Origin of the sequence: Brevibacterium aurantiacum (genome assembly GCF_900169065.1) — a bacterium.
GTDB lineage: Bacteria > Actinomycetota > Actinomycetes > Actinomycetales > Brevibacteriaceae > Brevibacterium > Brevibacterium aurantiacum.
Genome location: NZ_FXZB01000001.1, coordinates 36,268 through 48,735 on the forward strand (window position 1 = coordinate 36,268; position 12,468 = coordinate 48,735).

Here is a 12,468-nt window from a genome sequence, read left to right on the forward strand (position 1 = left end):
TTGTAGGAGAAATCGAGCGAAGAAGGATATGTCCAAGCACCCGCAGCAGATCACCACGGCAGACACTGCCCTTGATGACGACATGAAGTCGCGGATCATCAAATATTCGATCACCATGGCGATTCGCACGTTCTGCTTCGTGGCGGCCTACTTCATGTTCCGGGCGGATCTGCATGTGCTGATGTGGGTCTGCGTCGGCGGTGCTGTGCTCCTCCCCTACCCCGCCGTGATCTTCGCCAATGCCGGCCGGGAACGCTCCAGCAATTCTGACAACGCCTTGATCGACAACGCGCCCATGCCCGAGCTGCCGCCGGCCACCGGAGACACGATCTCTGGAGACACGATCTCCGGTGACACCGTTCCTGGGGAGACCGTTTCCGGGGAAGCAGACGGCTCGGTCACCGACGACACTGACAGCACTGCGTCTGCTGACGGCAGCGCCGACCCCACTGACCCGACTCGAGGTGATCGTGCATGACCGAGAAGCTCCCGTGCTCGGCGAAGGGATGCCGGGCAGACGCCACGCGGGCAATCCTGTGGAACAACCCGAGACTGCACATGCCCAAACGCCGTAAGACCTGGCTGGCCTGTGATGAACATCTCGACTATCTGCGCGAGTTCCTCACCCTGCGCAGCTTCTACCAAAGCGACGTCGCCATCGACGACATCCCGGAGGACGCGGGTTGATGGCACGCTATTCCTTCCTCTTCAGCCCACGGTGGCTGAAATACATCGCGATGACGATCATCGTCGTCATTGCCTGCATCTTCCTCGCCCTGTGGCAGAAGGATCGTCGCGAGCAGCGTGAACACGAGATCGACACGATCAACGCGAACTATTCCGCGACTCCGGTCGACATCGACAGCATCCTGCCGTCCACCTCGGCAACGCTCGATGAAGAGGACGAATGGCGCCAGGTCTCGCTGACCGGGCACTACCAGACATCCGATACCGTCTTCGCCCGCAACCGCACGGTCAATGACAAGGTCGGCTACTACGTCGTCGTCCCGTTTGAGCTCACCTCGGGTGACACGATCGCGATCGTCAGAGGCTGGGTCGCGGAACCCGACGAGGTACCGCCGGCCCCGTCAGGTGAGCAGACCATCAACGCCCGCCTCCAGCCGGCGCAGGACGGATCCGAGGATAAGAATCCCGATGGGCTGATCAAGGCCATCGATCCTGCCCGCATCCCCGGCATGGACTCGGCCTATGACAATGTCTACGCCGAAGCCGTCCACACCGGAAACGGCCTGCCCGATGAGTCCGGGCTGACTCCCCTGCCTGCGCCCGACCTCGACCCGGGCAACCATCTGTCCTACATGCTCCAGTGGTTCACCTTCGGCATCATGATCATCATCGCCGTGTCGATCTCAGCCAGGCGTGAGCGACGAGCCGACGACGAGGCTGCCGAGAAGGTCACCGGTGACGTCGAGTACGTCGTGATCGACAAGGCGGCGCTGGGCGCGGGTGCGAAGATCTCGCAGCCCGGCAACCGCTACGGCCGCAACCGATTGAGATCAGCCAGCGTGCACGGTCGTGCCGAGGCCGAAGAAGACGAGTACATCGAGGACCGCTTCAGGCACAGCTGAGCACGCTTCCGGCACAGCTGAGCCAGCGGTCGAGCCTCAGGCCAGCGTGACGAGGTCCAGGTAGGTGTCGTTCCACAGGTCTTCGTCACCGTCGGGCAGCAGCAGCACACGATCAGGATCGAGTGCGGAGACGGCTCCCTCATCGTGGGTGACGAGGATGATGGCACCCTCATAGCGGCGAATGGCCGAGAGGATCTCCTCACGCGAGGCCGGGTCGAGGTTGTTCGTCGGCTCGTCGAGGAGGAGGACGTTGGCGCTGGAGACCACGAGTGTGGCCAGAGCCAGACGAGTCTTCTCGCCACCGGAGAGCACCTTCGAGGGTTTGTGGACGTCATCGCCGGAGAACAGGAACGAACCGAGCACATTGCGCACCGCGGTGTCATCAAGGTGCGGCGAGTTGCGCTTCATGTTCTCCAACACGCTGCGTTCGAGATCGAGCGTTTCGTGTTCCTGCGCGTAGTAGCCGAGCTTGAGCCCGAAGCCGGGCACGACCTCACCCGAGTCTGGTTCGTCGAGGCCGGCCAGCAGGCGCAGCAGGGTGGTCTTACCGGCACCGTTGTAGCCGAGGATGACAACGCGAGAGCCCTTGTCGATGGCCAGGTCGACGCCGGTGAACACCTCGGTCGAGCCGAAGCTGCGTGAGAGTCCCTCTGCTGTCAACGGCACGCGTCCGCAGTCTGCCGGGGCCGGGAATCGCAGGTTCGCGACCTTCTCGGAGCTGCGTTCGGCGTCGAGGCCCGACAGCAGACGTTCGGCGCGTTTGGCCATCTGCTGGGCGGCGACAGTCTTCGTGGCCTTGGCCATCATCTTGTTGGCCTGGGCGGTCAGTGCCGAGGCCTTCTTCTCAGCATTGGCGCGCTCACGACGGCGACGACGCTCATCGTCTTCACGCTGCTTGAGGTAGAGGCGGTAGCCCATCGAGTAGATGTCGATGGTCTGGCGGGTCGCGTCGAGGAAGAACACCTTGTTGACGACTTCATCGATGAGATCGAGGTCGTGACTGATGATGATGAGCCCACCGGAGTAGCCCTTGAGGTAGTCGCGCAGCCACAGCACGGACTCGGCGTCGAGGTGGTTCGTCGGCTCGTCGAGGATCATGGTGTCAGGTGCCGAGAACAGGATTCGGGCCAGTTCCACGCGGCGCCGCTGACCACCGGAGAGGGTGCCGATCTCCTGATTGATGAGATCTTCGTCAAGGCCGAGGTTGGCTGCGATGGCGTAGGCCTCGGACTCGGCCGAATAGCCTCCTGCTGCCATGAATTCGGCTTCGATGCGCGGGTAGCGGTCGATGGCCTTCATCGAAACGTTCTCATCGGGAGAGGCCATCTGGTGCTCGGCCTTGCGCAGACGCTTGACGAGGACGTCGAGCTCGCGAGCGGAGAGGATGCGCTCCATACCGGTGGCCTGCGGGTCGCCGCTGCGGGGATCCTGCGGCAGGTAGCCCACCGATCCCGACACGGAGACACTGCCCTTCGCGGCGCTGTGCCCTCCCATGATCACCTTCGTCAGGGTGGTCTTGCCCGCACCGTTGCGTCCGACGAGGCCGACACGGTCGCCCTTGTCGACACGGAAGGAGACCTCGGACATCAGCGTACGGGCGCCGACGTTGACTTCGAGGTCGGATGCCTGAATCATTCATTCTCCAAACTGCGACCGATGATGTCGGCCAAGAATTCTTGCGGGTGGATTCCCTGAGCCTGTGCCCGGGAGACGAGTTCGTCTGCGATGTGAGTGGGGACGCGACAGGAGACCAAGGTCGTGGCCTCGTCTGCGACGGGTGCTGTACCTGCGACCGGAGCCTCTTCTGCAACCAGATCGTCTTCGGCTGAGGGCGCGGTGACCGACTCCGACGTCCCCGCGGGGACGTATCCGGGCCCGGAGGGAACCGTGGAGTTCTTCTGATAGGCGGTCGCGGCGGCCCGGGCGCGATCGTCGGCGGCCTCGTTCATCGCATGATTGCTGTGGCCCTTGACCCATTCGAATTCGACCTCACGGCCCTTCAGCGCAGAGTCGAGCTGTTCGAGGAGATCCTTGTTGAGGACGTCCTTGCCGTCAGCCTTCTTCCATCCCTTGCGCTTCCAGCCGGGCATCCACTTCGTCAGGGCGTTGATGACGTACTTGGAGTCGCAGAAGACCTTGAGGTCCTCACCGGCGTCGGCTGTGGAGTTCAGCAGGTCGAGGACGGCCATGAGCTCACCGCGGTTGTTCGTCGATTCTTTCCATCCGCCGGCGTGCCAGCAGTCATCGTCGACATACCAAGCCCAGCCGGCGGGTCCGGGGTTGCCGAGGGCTGACCCGTCTGCGGCCGCGATGATCGTCAATGGTTCTCCTAGGAAAGTCGGTCTTCATTCTTTCATGCCGAGCCCGTGCCCCCGCGTTCAGGGCGGGTGATCTGCACAACCCCTGCCGGCTCGGGACCGGTACACAGGTACTCACGAACATCGCCGAGGTGGGGGCACCGGAATCGATGCTCCCACCTCGGCGAGGTGAGGGTGCGACGTCCCCGCGGGGACGTCTCAGGTGACGAAGATCAGATGTTGAAGCCGAGGGCGCGCATCTGTTCGCGACCGTCGTCTGTGATCTTCTCCGGACCCCATGGCGGCATCCAGACCCAGTTGATCCGGTAGGCCGGCACGATGCCTTCGAGGCACTGAGCCGTCTGGTCCTCGATGACGTCGGTCAGCGGGCAGGCCGCTGAGGTCAGCGTCATTTCGACGACGGCGGTTCCGTCGTCTTCGACTGAGAGGCCGTAGACGAGTCCGAGATCGACGATGTTGACGCCGAGCTCAGGGTCGACGACATCCATCATCGCTTCGCGCACCTCGTCGATGCTTGCATTCTGCGGTGCGTCTATCACTTCGGGCATTCTTACTCCTTCAGAGACGTTTGGGCTTGGTTGAGTGCATCCTTGAACGCCACCCAGGACAGGAGTGCGCACTTGATCCTGGCCGGGAACTTCGACACTCCGGAGAACGCCGCGGCGTCGCCGAGTATTTCCTCGTCCCCTGCCATTGTCCCACGGGAGTGCATGAGTTCGTGGAACTTCGCTTCGACATCGAGCATGCCCTCGAGCGTGTTCTCCTCGGCGAGCTCGGACAGAACCGAAGCCGAGGCCATCGAGATCGAGCACCCGTCGCCGGTCCAGCGCACGACGATGCTGCCGTCGCTGCCCAACTCGGTTTCGAGTTCGATCTCGTCCCCACACGTGGGATTGATCTGGTGCGAGGAGCCGTGCGGCCCCGCGGCCATGTCTCCGAGCAGATCAGCGTTGCCGATCCGTTCCCGCGAGTGGTCGAGGATGACCTGTTGGTAGAGCTGCTGCATCTGTGTGCTCATGACCGAGACCTCACTGAACGCCGAAGAAGGGACGTACCTCGGCCAGAGCGGTCAGGAACCGCTCACAGTCCTCGGTGTTGTTGTACAGGTAGGTGCTCGCCCGGGTTGTGGCGGTGACGCCGAAACGCCGGTGCAGCGGCTGAGCACAGTGGTGACCGACCCGGACCGCGACGCCCTGGGAATCAAGATACTGGCCGACATCGTGGGCGTGGACGCCGTCGACGTCGAAGGCCACGGTGCCGATCCGGTCCTCGGCCGAGCCGAGCACGGTGATGCCGGGAATCTCTGCGATTCCGTCGAGGAGAACTCGGGTGAGGTCTCGCTCATGGTCGAAGATTTTGTCCAGGCCCACCTCGGCGAGGTAGTTGACCGCGGTGGTGAACGCCGCAACCTCGGCCACGGGCTGGGTTCCGGCCTCGAAGCGCTGTGGTGCGTCCATGAACTCTGAATCCTCCATGGTCACCGTGGTGATCATGGATCCGCCGGTCAGGACCGGGGGCAGTGCATTGAGCAGCTCCGACTTGCCCCACAGGGTGCCGAGGCCGGTGGGCCCCAGTGCCTTGTGCGCGGAGAAGGCCGCGAAGTCGACATCGAGGTCAACGAAGTTCACGGGCATGTGCGGGACCGATTGGCACGCGTCGAGGACGACGAGGGCGCCGACCTCTCGAGCTCGGGCGACGAGTGTGTCGACCGGGTTGATGGTGCCGAGCACGTTGGAGACATGGGTGAAGGCGAAGACCTTCGTGGTCTCATCGACGATGGTGTCCAGATCACTGAGGTCGAGCTCACCGGAATCAGTGACGGGAATCCACCGGAGCGTGGCGCCGGTCGAGTGCGCCAACTGCTGCCAGGGCACGAGGTTCGCGTGGTGCTCCATCTCGGTCACGACGATCGAATCGCCGGACCCGAGGTTGAAGCGCTGCGCGGATTCCCCGCCGAAGCCGTGGCTGGCTCGGTCGATGCCGAGCGCGACCACGTTGAGGGCCTCGGTGGCGTTCTTCGTCCAGCACACCTGTTCCGGTGTTCCGCCGACGAGGTTGGCCACAGCTTCCCGGCCGGCCTCGAACGCGTCGGTGGCCATCACCGCGAGCGAATGCGCCCCGCGATGGACAGCGGCGTTGCGCTGCGAGTAGTACTCGGTGAATGTGTCGATGACACACTGCGGCTTCTGCGAAGTCGCGCCCGAGTCAAGATAGCTCAGAGGCGACTCCCCGACCCTGGTGTCCAGGATCGGGAAGTCGTTCCGAAGTCGAGCGAACATCAGGCCGGTGCTTGCAGGAAGCGGTCGTAGCCTTCGTTCTCGAGGCGTTCGGCCAGTTCCGGTCCGCCTTCTTCAGCGACCTTGCCCTTGATGATCACGTGCACGTGGTCAGGCTTGACGTAGCTGAGGATACGCGTGTAGTGCGTGATGAGGAGAACGCCGACATTGGTCGTCTCGCGGACCCGGTTGATGCCCTCGGACACGATTCGCAGGGCATCGACGTCGAGGCCGGAGTCGGTCTCGTCGAGGACCGAGAACTTGGGCTTGAGCATCTCCATCTGGAGGATCTCGTGGCGCTTCTTCTCACCGCCGGAGAATCCTTCGTTGACGTTGCGGCTGGCGAACTCGGGATCCACGCGGAGGTTCTCCATCGCGGACTTGAGGTCCTTGGTCCAGTGACGCAGCTTCGGAGCTTCGCCGTCGATTGCGGTCTTAGCCGAACGCAGGAAGTTCGTCACGGTCACGCCGGGAACCTCGACTGGGTACTGCATGGCCAGGAACACGCCTGCCTTGGCACGCTCGTCGACGGACATCGCGAGGACGTCTTCACCGTCGAGGGTGACGGTGCCCGAGGTCACCTGGTACTTCGGGTGACCGGCCAGGGAGTAGGCCAGGGTGGACTTGCCGGAGCCGTTGGGGCCCATGATGGCGTGGGTCTCGTTGGAGTTGATCTCCAGGTTGATGCCGTTGAGGATCGGCTTGGGACCGGTTTCGGTGTTGACGCTGACGTGCAGGTCAGTGATTTTCAGAGTGGACATGTCAATCCTTTTCAGTTCAGGTAAGCGTGGTGATCAGTTGAGCGTGCTGGTCAATTGAGCACTGTGCTCGGGTCAATCAGGATGCGGCCGGCGATCTCCTTGCAGTCATAGACTGCGATCGGTTCGAAGGCCGGTGGGCTCAGCGGCTTGCCGGAGGTGAGATCGAACTGGGAGCCGTGCAGCCAGCATTCGATGGCGCATCCTTCCACTTCGCCCTCGGCCAGCGATACTTCGCCGTGAGTGCAGAGATCGTCGACGGCGTGGATCGTGCCATCGGAGTCGCGGGCGATGCAGATCTCGAAGTTGTCGACTTCGATGCGCATCGTCGCTCCCGCGGCCACCTCGTCGGCGGCCGCAACGTCGATCATGGTCACAGAACGCTCCGGGAGAGTTCTTCCTCGATTCGCTCGTTGAGGACCTCTTCGATCTCGGGGACCTGGATCTGCTGGATCACTTCGTTGAAGAATCCGCGGACCACGAGCTGACGGGCGACTTCCTCGGGGATGCCGCGGCTCATCAGGTAGAACAGGTGCTCCTCATCGAAGCGTCCGGTCGAGGAGGCGTGTCCCGCACCGGCGATGTCGCCGGTCTCGATCTCGAGGTTCGGCACCGAGTCGGCACGCGCACCATCGCTGAGGATGAGGTTGCGGTTGAGCTCGTAAGTGTCGATGTCGAGAGCTTCGGGGCGGATGAGCACGTCGCCGATCCAGACGCTGCGTGCGTCCTTGCCCTGAAGAGCGCCCTTGTAGTGGACGTTCGACGTGGCCTTCGGCGTGTTGTGGTCGATGTAGGTGCGGTGCTCGAAGTGCTGTCCGGCATCGGCGAAGTAGAGTCCGAGCAGTTCGGCCTCTCCCCCGGCTGCGGAGTAGCGCACGTTCGTGTTCAGGCGCACGATGTCTCCACCGAGGCTGATGGCGATGTGCTTAAGCTTCGCATCCTTGCCCACGATCGCGTCGTGCTGGCCCAGGTGCTGTGACGCGTCGTCCCAGAGCTGCAGGGACACGAAGGTCACGTCGGCGCCGTCTCCGACCACGAGGGAGACCAGCTCGGAATGCCGGGCCAGACCTTCGTGCTCGATGACGACGGTCGCCTTCGCGTTCGCGCCGACCGAGACGACGACATGTCCGTGGGAGATGTCGTCGCCGGTGCCGTCAGCGTGGATGATTGCGGCACCGCTCAGTTCGGTGTTGGCCGGAACCGAGTAGTGGGTCACGGTCGAGGCGCGGTTGGCGGCCACGACTGCGGCCCGGTCCTCGGGTTCGAGGATGCCCAGTTCCTGAGCGGCCTCGAGCGAGATCTCCTCGACGGAGATGCCCTCGGGCAGGTCGCCCTTCGTGGTCAGCTTCGACTCGGAGGCAGCATCGGTGAAAAAATCACTGAGCTTGCGCACCGGGGAGAAGCGCCATTCCTCTTCGCGTCCGTGTGGGACGGGGAAGTCGGCGACATCGAAGCTGCGTGTACGTGCGTCCCGCTTGGAATCGGGAACCTGGACGCCGGCGCCATGAGAGTGCTCATCAAGGCCCAGCGGATTGGTGGTATCAGTCACTTAAAACTCCTTTAGCAGACGGTGGCAGGCTGACTCAGCCCACGCCACCTTCCATCTGGATTTCGATGAGGCGGTTGAGCTCGAGGGCGTATTCCATCGGCAGCTCGCGAGCGATCGGTTCGACGAACCCGCGCACGATCATCGCCATTGCCTCGGTCTCTTCCATGCCGCGGCTCATGAGGTAGAAGAGCTGATCCTCACTGACCTTGGACACGGTGGCCTCGTGACCCAGAGTCACATCGTCCTCGCGGATGTCGATGTAGGGGTACGTGTCCGACCGGGAGATGTTGTCGACCAGGAGTGCGTCACAGAGGACGTTGTTCGACGAGCCCTTGGCTCCGGGGTTCACGTGGACGAGTCCACGGTAGCCGGAACGTCCGCCGCCACGGGCCACGGACTTCGACACGATCGAGGAGTGGGTGTTCGGAGCGGCGTGAACCATCTTCGCACCGGTGTCCTGGTGCTGGCCCTCGCCGGCGAATGCCACGGACAGGGTCTCTCCCCTGGCGTGCTCCCCTGTGAGCCAGATGGCCGGGTACTTCATGGTGACCTTGGAGCCGATGTTGCCGTCGACCCATTCCATGGAAGCGCCCTCTTCGGCGATGGCACGCTTGGTGACGAGGTTGTAGACGTTGTTCGACCAGTTCTGGATGGTCGTGTAACGGACCTTCGCATCCTTCTTGGCCACGATCTCGACGACTGCCGAGTGCAGCGAGTCGGTCTTGTAGATCGGTGCTGTACAGCCCTCGACGTAGTGCACCGACGAGCCTTCGTCGGCGATGATGAGGGTGCGCTCGAACTGGCCCATGTTCTCGGTGTTGATGCGGAAGTAGGCCTGCAGCGGGATCTCGACGTGGACGCCCTTGGGGACGTAGACGAAGGAGCCGCCGGACCAGACCGCGGTGTTCAGCGCTGAGAACTTGTTGTCACCGGAGGGAATGATCGAACCGAAGTACTCTTCGAAGATCTCCGGGTACTCACGCAGACCGGTGTCGGTGTCCATGAAGATGACGCCCTGCTTCTCGAGCTCTTCATTGATCTGGTGGTAGACGACCTCTGACTCGTACTGAGCGGCGACACCGGCGACGAGGCGCTGCTTCTCCGCCTCGGGGATGCCGAGCTTGTCATAGGTGTTGCGGATGTCCTCGGGCAGGTCCTCCCAGGAGGTGGCCTGTCCCTCGGTGGAGCGGACGAAGTACTTGATGTCGTCGAAGTGGATTCCCGTGAGGTCTGCACCCCAGCTGGGCATCGGCTTCTTCTCGAACAGCTTCAGCGCCTTGAGTCGACGCTGCAGCATCCAGTCCGGCTCGTCCTTCAACTTCGAGATGTTGCGGACGACTTCTTCCGAGAGTCCGCGCGCGGCGAACTCGCCGGCGTCGTTTCCGTCGTGCCAACCGTATGCGTACTGTCCGAGGTCTTTGAGCTCGGGATTCGCATCGATGATCCGATTGCCTGTGTCAGTCATCGTGAACCTCCTTGAGGTCGATCATTGCTGTGGATGAGTGGTCTGGTGAGTTCCGAGGTCGGAATGTGGGTGGTGCAGACGTGGTCGCCGTGGGCCAATGAGGACAGACGGCGGACATCGACGCCCAGGTAGTCCGAGAACATGGCGAGCTCTGCTTCACAGATCTCGGGGAACTCGGAGGCGACTGCCTGGATCGGACAATGTTCTTGGCACAGCTGCATCGCTTCGAGAGGGGTTCCGGCCGCCACCGGTGTCGCCGAAGCGGCGTAACCCTCCTTGGTCAATGCCGCAGCCAGGCCCCGGGAGCGGGAAGCCACTGTGGTGCCTCCCCGTCGGTCCAGTTCCCCGCCGAGGTTGTCGCGGAGTTTCGCGACCAGGTCCTCGGTGAATTCCTCAACGGCTTCGGGACCGACTCGGTCCTTCATAAACCGCAGGATATCGACTGCCAGCTGGTCATATGAGTGGGTGACGGACCCATGGCCACGCGAGGTGACCACGTAATGCCTGGCCGGTCTTCCACGGCCTGCCTGCTTGCCGGCGAGCTCGCGGACCTCGATGAGGCCCTCGGTCTCCAGCGCATCCATGTGACGACGAATCGCCGCGGGAGTCAGGTCGAGGCTTTTCGCCAACGCCGAGGCAGTGATCGGCCCTTCATCGAGCACCGATCGAAATACCTTCTCCCTGGTACGGCGATCTTCTGTGTCGTTCGCAGCCATTCTCCACCTCCTTGACTAACACAACACTATTGTTGCGTAATTTGTTTCGTAAAACTAGGTGAGCCTAACTACGGGCCGATTCGACGCGTCGTAGAATGGTGTGGTGTCAGAATCGGCCCTCACCATTCGTGGTCTCCATTACTCGTACGGCGCACACCACGTCGTCGACGGAATCGACCTCGATGCCACCACCGGATCCATCCTCGGTGTGCTCGGCCCCAATGGTGCAGGCAAGTCGACGACGATCTCTCTGGCCGTGGGCACGAGGCCTCCGGATGCCGGTCAGATCGAGATCTTCGGGCTCGACCCTTACCGCCGCCACGACCAGACTTCCCTTCTTGCCGGTGTCATGCTCCAGGACGGCGGTCTGCCGATGAGCGCCAAGCCGCTCCAGGTCCTGCGGCATCTGGCGTCGCTGTATCCCAATCCGCTGACCATCGACGAACTCGCCGAGCCGTTGGGCATCCATGAGTTCGCCTCACGCACGATCCGCCGACTCTCCGGCGGCCAGAAGCAGCGCGTGGCCCTGGCCGCCGCACTCATCGGCCGACCGCGACTGGTCTTCCTCGATGAGCCCTGCGCCGGTCTCGATCCGCAGGCACGCGCGGTCGTCCACGATTTCATCCGTGAGCTCGCGGCCGCCTCGGTGGCGGTGGTCCTGACGACCCATGACCTCGCCGAGGCGGAGGAGCTTGCCGATGAGGTCATCGTCATCGATCGGGGACGCATCATCGCCCAGGGTGCGCCCGAAGATCTGCGCAACGCCTCCCCCGCCGGCCGCCGACTCGTCATCACCGTCGATCGTCCATTGGACCAGACACACCGCGAACTCAGCTCCACGATGAGCACCATCGCCCCCACCTCGGCGGTGGGATCGGGCTTCGTCATCGACGGAGACCTGAGCAGCGGCCAGATCGCGGCCCTGTGCACTGCCGTCGCCGAGGCGGGTCTGGCGATCACAGACATCGACATGCACTCGCAGTCGCTGGCCGACGTGTTCTTCGAACTCACGGGCAGGCCGCTGCGATGAACCAGATGCCCCCGACAAACCAGATGCCTCGCATGAGAACGAAGCGCGTCATCGCGCAGACGAAGTTCGAGACCATCTCGGTCCTGCGCAACGGCGAACAGCTGCTGCTCTCCCTCATTCTGCCGCTGGGGATGCTCATCTTCCTCGCGAAGACCCCGCTGCTGGGCGCCCTCGGCCTCGTCCCGGAGGGCACCGACCCACTGACCGTGGCACTTCCCGGTGCGCTGAGTCTCTGCCTGGCATCGACCGCGTTCACGGGGCAGGCGATCGCCACGGCCTTCGACCGTCGCTATGGGGTCCTGCGCCAGTTGGCGACGACGCCGCTGGGTGCCAACGGACTCATCCTCGGCAAGCTCGGCGCCGTCATCACCGTCGTCATCATCCAGTTCCTACTTGCCTTCGCCATCGCGCTGGGGCTGGGCTTCGATGGCCCCGTCAACGCCTTCGCACTGATCCTGACCACACTGCTTGGCACCGCGGCACTCCTGTCCTTAGGCTTGCTCATGGCAGGAACGGTGCGCGCCGAGGCCACTCTGGCCGGCGCCAACCTGATCTGGGTGCTCATGGCAGGCGTGGGCGGGCTCGTCATCGCACATCCCGGAGAATGGGGCACCGTGGTCGGCTATCTGCCTTCTGGTGCTCTCGGCGATGCCATGCGTGCGGCCGTCGGCGGAGCTGGCTTCGATATCAAGGCACTGATCGTGCTCCTCGTGTGGGGGCTGTTGGGAACGCTTGCGGCACGCAGGTGGTTCCGATTCGAATGAGGA

15 protein-coding genes are annotated in these 12,468 nt (G+C 63.2%); 5 read left to right on the plus strand and 10 right to left on the minus strand.

All coding sequences use genetic code 11. The annotated features are described in order from the left end of the window. Window positions 1-28: 28 nt before the first annotated feature. The 3 genes from BAUR9175_RS00175 to BAUR9175_RS00185 are packed head-to-tail and all read left to right on the plus strand — an operon-like array spanning window position 29 to window position 1,589. Window positions 29-478, plus strand: a complete 450-nt coding sequence (locus BAUR9175_RS00175; protein WP_009881348.1) for a DUF3099 domain-containing protein — start codon at window positions 29-31, stop codon at window positions 476-478. Further along, window positions 475-687 (plus strand): hypothetical protein, encoded by a 213-nt coding sequence (locus tag BAUR9175_RS00180; protein WP_009881349.1) that lies wholly within the window; start codon window positions 475-477, stop codon window positions 685-687. The genes BAUR9175_RS00175 and BAUR9175_RS00180 overlap by 4 nt, the downstream gene beginning before the upstream one ends. Continuing rightward, the gene (locus BAUR9175_RS00185; protein ID WP_096145583.1) at window positions 687-1,589 is read left to right on the plus strand and encodes an SURF1 family cytochrome oxidase biogenesis protein; all 903 of its coding nucleotides are present in this window, start codon (window positions 687-689) and stop codon (window positions 1,587-1,589) included. The genes BAUR9175_RS00180 and BAUR9175_RS00185 overlap by 1 nt, the downstream gene beginning before the upstream one ends. A 36-nt stretch (window positions 1,590-1,625) precedes the next feature. Here BAUR9175_RS00185 and BAUR9175_RS00190 read toward each other — a convergent pair whose 3' ends face one another. The 10 genes from BAUR9175_RS00190 to BAUR9175_RS00235 form a co-directional block, all read right to left on the minus strand. Then, window positions 1,626-3,224, minus strand: coding sequence for an ABC-F family ATP-binding cassette domain-containing protein (locus tag BAUR9175_RS00190; protein ID WP_009881351.1), 1,599 nt, complete (start codon window positions 3,222-3,224; stop codon window positions 1,626-1,628). Next, window positions 3,221-3,910 (minus strand): ribonuclease H family protein, encoded by a 690-nt coding sequence (locus tag BAUR9175_RS00195; protein WP_096145584.1) that lies wholly within the window; start codon window positions 3,908-3,910, stop codon window positions 3,221-3,223. Before BAUR9175_RS00195 ends, BAUR9175_RS00190 begins: the two co-directional genes overlap by 4 nt. 209 nt (window positions 3,911-4,119) lie before the next feature. Then, window positions 4,120-4,455: a metal-sulfur cluster assembly factor gene (locus BAUR9175_RS00200; protein ID WP_009881355.1), complete on the minus strand. Its 336-nt coding sequence runs from the start codon at window positions 4,453-4,455 to the stop codon at window positions 4,120-4,122. A 2-nt stretch (window positions 4,456-4,457) separates the two neighbouring features. Continuing rightward, a complete protein-coding gene (gene sufU, locus BAUR9175_RS00205) occupies window positions 4,458-4,925 on the minus strand; it encodes a Fe-S cluster assembly sulfur transfer protein SufU (protein WP_009881356.1) in 468 nt (155 codons plus the stop codon). A gap of 10 nt (window positions 4,926-4,935) precedes the next feature. Next, the gene (locus BAUR9175_RS00210) at window positions 4,936-6,186 is read right to left on the minus strand and encodes a SufS family cysteine desulfurase (protein ID WP_009881357.1); all 1,251 of its coding nucleotides are present in this window, start codon (window positions 6,184-6,186) and stop codon (window positions 4,936-4,938) included. Then, window positions 6,186-6,944 carry a Fe-S cluster assembly ATPase SufC gene (gene sufC / locus BAUR9175_RS00215; protein WP_101582604.1) on the minus strand — a complete coding sequence of 253 codons (759 nt, stop codon included), beginning with the start codon at window positions 6,942-6,944 and terminating at the stop codon, window positions 6,186-6,188. Before sufC ends, BAUR9175_RS00210 begins: the two co-directional genes overlap by 1 nt. Window positions 6,945-6,994: 50 nt before the next feature. Continuing rightward, the gene (locus tag BAUR9175_RS00220; RefSeq protein ID WP_009881359.1) at window positions 6,995-7,318 is read right to left on the minus strand and encodes a non-heme iron oxygenase ferredoxin subunit; all 324 of its coding nucleotides are present in this window, start codon (window positions 7,316-7,318) and stop codon (window positions 6,995-6,997) included. After that, window positions 7,315-8,490 carry a Fe-S cluster assembly protein SufD gene (gene sufD, locus BAUR9175_RS00225; protein WP_101582606.1) on the minus strand — a complete coding sequence of 392 codons (1,176 nt, stop codon included), beginning with the start codon at window positions 8,488-8,490 and terminating at the stop codon, window positions 7,315-7,317. The genes BAUR9175_RS00220 and sufD overlap by 4 nt, the downstream gene beginning before the upstream one ends. A gap of 34 nt (window positions 8,491-8,524) precedes the next feature. Next, a complete protein-coding gene (gene sufB, locus BAUR9175_RS00230) occupies window positions 8,525-9,955 on the minus strand; it encodes a Fe-S cluster assembly protein SufB (RefSeq protein ID WP_009881361.1) in 1,431 nt (476 codons plus the stop codon). After that, a complete protein-coding gene (locus tag BAUR9175_RS00235) occupies window positions 9,952-10,671 on the minus strand; it encodes a helix-turn-helix transcriptional regulator (RefSeq protein WP_101582608.1) in 720 nt (239 codons plus the stop codon). Before BAUR9175_RS00235 ends, sufB begins: the two co-directional genes overlap by 4 nt. Window positions 10,672-10,774: 103 nt before the next feature. On the opposite strand from BAUR9175_RS00235, the gene BAUR9175_RS00240 reads away from it, so the two are divergent. Further along, window positions 10,775-11,701: an ABC transporter ATP-binding protein gene (locus BAUR9175_RS00240; protein WP_009881363.1), complete on the plus strand. Its 927-nt coding sequence runs from the start codon at window positions 10,775-10,777 to the stop codon at window positions 11,699-11,701. Window positions 11,702-11,733: 32 nt separating this feature from the next. Next, window positions 11,734-12,465: an ABC transporter permease gene (locus tag BAUR9175_RS00245; RefSeq protein WP_226823534.1), complete on the plus strand. Its 732-nt coding sequence runs from the start codon at window positions 11,734-11,736 to the stop codon at window positions 12,463-12,465. Window positions 12,466-12,468 lie beyond the last annotated feature (3 nt).

Coding starts and splice junctions, on each gene's coding strand:
- sufC (WP_101582604.1), bottom strand. CDS start 6,944: ATGTCCACTCTGAAAATCACTGACCTGCACGTCAGCGTCAACACCGAA.
- sufU (WP_009881356.1), bottom strand. CDS start 4,925: ATGAGCACACAGATGCAGCAGCTCTACCAACAGGTCATCCTCGACCAC.
- BAUR9175_RS00210 (WP_009881357.1), bottom strand. CDS start 6,186: ATGTTCGCTCGACTTCGGAACGACTTCCCGATCCTGGACACCAGGGTC.
- BAUR9175_RS00190 (WP_009881351.1), bottom strand. CDS start 3,224: ATGATTCAGGCATCCGACCTCGAAGTCAACGTCGGCGCCCGTACGCTG.
- BAUR9175_RS00200 (WP_009881355.1), bottom strand. CDS start 4,455: ATGCCCGAAGTGATAGACGCACCGCAGAATGCAAGCATCGACGAGGTG.
- sufB (WP_009881361.1), bottom strand. CDS start 9,955: ATGACTGACACAGGCAATCGGATCATCGATGCGAATCCCGAGCTCAAA.
- BAUR9175_RS00185 (WP_096145583.1), top strand. CDS start 687: ATGGCACGCTATTCCTTCCTCTTCAGCCCACGGTGGCTGAAATACATC.
- BAUR9175_RS00235 (WP_101582608.1), bottom strand. CDS start 10,671: ATGGCTGCGAACGACACAGAAGATCGCCGTACCAGGGAGAAGGTATTT.
- BAUR9175_RS00245 (WP_226823534.1), top strand. CDS start 11,734: ATGAGAACGAAGCGCGTCATCGCGCAGACGAAGTTCGAGACCATCTCG.
- BAUR9175_RS00180 (WP_009881349.1), top strand. CDS start 475: ATGACCGAGAAGCTCCCGTGCTCGGCGAAGGGATGCCGGGCAGACGCC.
- BAUR9175_RS00175 (WP_009881348.1), top strand. CDS start 29: ATGTCCAAGCACCCGCAGCAGATCACCACGGCAGACACTGCCCTTGAT.